This window comes from Protofrankia sp. Cr1 (genome assembly GCF_963555865.1).
Classification (GTDB): Bacteria; Actinomycetota; Actinomycetes; order Frankiales; family Frankiaceae; genus Protofrankia.
The window spans coordinates 1-4462 of record NZ_CAUVXO010000432.1; the positions used below are offsets into that span (position 1 = coordinate 1).

3 protein-coding genes and 1 pseudogene are annotated in these 4462 nt (G+C 68.6%); 2 read left to right on the forward strand and 2 right to left on the reverse strand.

Going from position 1 to position 4462, the window contains the following annotated elements; all coding sequences use genetic code 11:
- Both U9980_RS23005 and U9980_RS23010 read left to right on the forward strand, forming a co-directional pair.
- Positions 1-1042: pseudogene (locus U9980_RS23005) on the forward strand (hypothetical protein); the annotation flags it as partial.
- 7 nt (positions 1043-1049) lie between these two features.
- Positions 1050-2024 (forward strand): aldo/keto reductase, encoded by a 975-nt coding sequence (locus U9980_RS23010; protein ID WP_322769849.1) that lies wholly within the window; start codon positions 1050-1052, stop codon positions 2022-2024.
- 17 nt (positions 2025-2041) lie between these two features.
- On the opposite strand, the gene U9980_RS23015 is transcribed toward U9980_RS23010, so the two are convergent.
- Positions 2042-2179, reverse strand: a complete 138-nt coding sequence (locus tag U9980_RS23015) for a hypothetical protein (protein WP_322769850.1) — start codon at positions 2177-2179, stop codon at positions 2042-2044.
- A 97-nt stretch (positions 2180-2276) separates the two neighbouring features.
- On the reverse strand, positions 2277-4462 hold a 2186-nt coding region (fxsT, locus tag U9980_RS23020; protein WP_322769851.1), incomplete at its 5' end, for an FxSxx-COOH system tetratricopeptide repeat protein.

Sequence of the window (4462 nt, forward strand, 5' to 3'; positions counted from 1 at the left end):
GACCGCTGCCGCACTCACCGCTGAGCCGACGGCGCTACGGCACGACGCTCCAGCGCTGATCGCGACGGGTTTACCCATGATCAAAATTCCTGCGTGGTCAGCCGACACCCGGAGAGGACCGACCGTCGATCGCGGGCTGCTCACCACCTACGCCGAGGTCGGCGAAGCCCTTGCGGGGCTGTATCGCTCAGCCGATCCCCGGGTGGTGCTCCCGATGGCAGTCGTCCACGCCGACAACCTTCTTGATCTCTACGGGCGTGCTCCGTCCGGCGAACTAGCGCATCTGGTCGTCGGTGTGCACGCTCAGGTAGGACTGTGGGCCTGCCACGCGGACATCCCAGCACAGGCCTACCGCTATCTGGCCACCGCATGCGAGGTCGCCGCCGGCACCGAGGATCCGCCGCTGTACGCCCGTGCGCTGGGCGCGCTGAGCTACCTGTACTCATCGGCGCCGCGGGGCGGCGAAGGTGGCAATCCCGGTCGGGCGCTGCGTCTCCTGGATGATGCGCTGGCCATGGCCGCCCACGCCGATCCGTTCACCCGCGGATGGTTGCTGACGTGGCGGGCTGACCAGCACGCCACCCTGGGCCACCAGCTCACGGCCGCGGAGAACATCGACCGTGCCCGAGCCGCACTGGATGCCGGTGAGGACAGCGACCTGACCGGATTCTTCTCCCGCCGGAACTACGGGTACGGCATGCGCGGGCACCTCGACAGCGTGCAGGCCCTGATCCACGGTTTGGCGGGCCACACCGACGAGGCCGACCACACCTTCGCGCTGGTCCAGCAGCAGGCGGCGAACGGGCGACGCCGAGCGGCCACCTATGCGCACCAGGCCGTTTCGTATGCCCAGGCCACGGCAAAAGATCCCGAGGCTGCGTGCGCGGCGCTGTCGAAATCGATCGACCTGGCCCGATCAGGGCGCTACACGATGGGTCTACGGCGCAGTTTCGGCGTGCGCGCCGGCTTCGACCCGGCCTGGTCACACCTGACGTGCGTGCGCGAGGTCGACGAACACCTCCAGCGTGCGCCCACAGGCTGAGGCGACGATGCGCTATGTGCGGCTCGGCGCATCCGGGCTGACGGTCTCCCGGATCGGCCTGGGAATGATGAGCGTCGGTGACCGGGCCTGGCGGCCGTGGGTTCTCGACGAGGACGCCGCCGAACCGATCGTGCGGCGCGCCGCCGAGGCCGGCATCACCTTCTTCGACACCGCCAACCACTACTCGGGCGGTGTCAGCGAACAGATCACCGGACGCGTTCTCCGCAAGATCTTCACCCGCCGGGACGACTACGTGATCGCCACCAAGGTCGGTTCCGTCATCGGCCCGGGCCCCCACGACCGGGGCCTGTCCCGCACACACATCCTGACCGCCATCGACGACTCGCTACGCCGGCTCGGGACCGACTACGTCGACCTCTATCAGATCCACCGCTGGGACCCGCACACCCCGATCGAGGAGACCGTCGAGACACTGCACGACGTCGTCCACGCCGGCAAGATCCGCTATCTCGGCGCCGGCAGCATGTACGCCTGGCAGTTCGCCAAGGCGCACCACACCGCCACCCGTCACGGCCACCGCGGCTTCATCAGCATGCAGGACCATTACAACCTCCTCTACCGGGAGGAGGAACGCGAGATGATCCCGCTTTGCCGGGACATCGGCGTCGGCGTCATCCCCTGGAGCCCGTTGGCCCGAGGACTGCTGACACGAACCCGCGACACCGCGCACGCCACCCTGCGCTCCACCACCGACGAGTACGCACGCCAGCTCTACACCCCCGCCGACCTTTCCACCGTCGACGCTCTCACCGCGGTCGCTGACAGGCGCGCTCTACCACCGGCCCAGGTCGCCCTGGCCTGGCTGCTCGGTAAGCCCGGCATCACCGCGCCGATCATCGGAGCCACGAAGGGCACCCATATCGACGACGCCGTCGCCGCCCTCGACATCGCACTCGACGATGCCGATGTCAAACGGCTCGAAGCCTCCTACCGGCCGCACCCGATACGCGGACACGAGTAGAGCGAACCGGGATCGCTTTAAAATACGGCCTGGACACCGTCACCGTCTGGCCCCACCTGCGGCTGCTCCTCCCCGACGACACCCGCACCGCGCGGAGCAGCCTCGACGCCGCCGTGGGTCGCCATGACCTCAAAGATCTTGTCGAAGTCACGCACCGTTTCATAATTCCAAAGTCCGGCGCCGTCCACTGACAGCCGCCTGGCAGCGCCTCGTATCCGTCTGTGTCGTCTGTGGTCCGGAACCGGGAAACGCCTACTCGTGCGTCTGTGATGCGTCTCCGCGGCGGTGCACCTCGTCTTCGAGTGTCTCCGCGCCCTTGGTGTCCCCCAGCAGGCGCAGGTCGATAGCGAGGTTGCCCGCCGAGCGCAGGGTATGGGGATGATCGTCGCCGAGAACCCGCCGGCGGCGGGCAAGGGTGTCCTCGTCCAACGTACAGGCAGCCTGGTATTCCCCCAGGCCGCGCAGGTCAGCGGCAAGGTTGCCCGCCGAGCGCAGGGTATGGGGGTGATCGTCGCCGAGAACCCGCCGACGGCGGAGAAGGGTAGCCTCGTCCAACGTACAGGCACTCTGATACTCCCCTAGCATGCGCAAGTTGAGAGCAAGGTTGCCCGCCGAAGCGAGGGTGTCGGGATGGTCATCGCCGAGAACCCGCTGGCGACGAGCCAGGGTGTCTTCGGCCAACGTACGGGCATCCTGATACTCCCTCAGCATGCGCAGGTCGGCGGCGAGGCCGTGCGCTGAAGTCAGGGTGTCGGGGTGATCGTCACCGAGGACTCGACGGTAGCGGGCCAAGGTGTCTTCGTCCAACACGCGGGCCGCCCGATAGTTCCCCAGGCCGCGCAGATCGCGGGCGAGGCCGTTCGCCAAGCGCAGGGTGTCGGGGTGATCGTCGCCGGACTGCCGCCGTCTGCGGACCAGAGTGTCCTCGTCGAGCGTGTGGGCTGCCCGATAGTCACCGCGAGCACGGTGGGCGGCGGCAACGCGGTAGGCGGCGGCGAGGCTGTCGGGGTGGTCGGGGCCGAGGGCGGCGATCCAGCGGGCGTGCAGGGTCTGGCCCAGCGCGCTGGCGGCCTGGTAGTCCCCGCGTGCGTCCAGATAGTAGGCGGTGGTCAGGAGCAGCTGGCGGGCGTCGCCGCCGATGTCGACAGTGGGGTCGTCAGGGTGCAGAGCTGCGGCTGTCAGGACCTGCGCGGCAAGGACGGCCCACCGAGGCCAGCCGACCGGATCCCGAGGGTCGCCGGGTTGGTGGGCGGTAAGCAATGCCCGAACCTTGCCCACGAGCGCATCAGCCTGCGGGGGTGTCTGGTGGGCGCGGATTACGGCTGCGACCAGCCGGTGGAGTCCTATCGTGTCGGTGTCGCGGCGGGCGAGGGAGTAAGCCAGGACTGCACCGAGAGTGTCATCAAGATCAACAACTGGGTCAGCGCCGGCCACGATCTCAGCGAGCGGCGGGTCGAGCAGGTCGGGATGGTCTGCGAACAAGGCCAGCGGGATGGGTTCGGGACCGAGGTGGGCGCACAGGTCGAGGAGTGTCACGGCGGCGGGTGCCTGCTGCTGGAGCCGGTCGAGAGCGAGGGACCAGACAGTGTCGATCCTGCCGCCGTGGGCGAGATCCGTACCTTTGGTGAGCATCTGTTCTCGGCGGGTGCGGAACCTGGCCAGGTAGTCGGCCGGGGATAGACCGGTGGTGTCCAGGTAGGCCGCGGCCTGCTCGAGGCCGAGCGGGAGGTCTCCGAGCTCAGCGGCGAGCGCGCCAGCGATCTGCGGGTCGAGGCCGGGAATCCTGCGTGCCAGCAGGATGATCGCCTCGTTGCGGGGCAGGACGTCGACCTCGACGCGGTCGGCAAGCCCACCCCACCCGGAATACCGGGATGTGATCAGCACATGACCGGGTCCGCCGGGTAGCCAGGGTTGGAGTCCGACGGGATGTTCGGCGTTGTCGAAGACCAGTAGCCACCCGTCACGGCGGCGCAGGCAGTCCAGCACAGCGGCAGCGGCGTCGCCGACCTGCCCGGTAACATCAAGGCCGAGGCGGGGAGCGAGAGATGCGAGCTGCTCAGCGAGCAGTCCGGGCTGTTCGGCGTCGATCCACCAGATAAGGGAGTATTCAGCGGCGTGCCGATGGATGTACTCGATGACCAACTGGGTTTTGCCGACGCCGCCCAATCCGTGTAAGGCGGTGACCGCGACCGTCCCGCTGGCCAGGCCGGCCCGGAGCCGGCCGAGGAGTTCTTGGCGGCCGGTGAAGTGCCGGTTACGCGCTGGGACGCGGAACACGGCGGGCAGCCGGCCCGGGAACGCCGCCGCCGTCGCCCCCGCTGCGGCCGGTGTGGGGTGACCGGGGAACCCGATGGAGACTCGGGCGACCGGGGTCAGTCCTGTGGCTTCCAGCAGCCGGCGGCGGGCGATGGTTTCGTCTAGGCCGTATAGGTCACGGT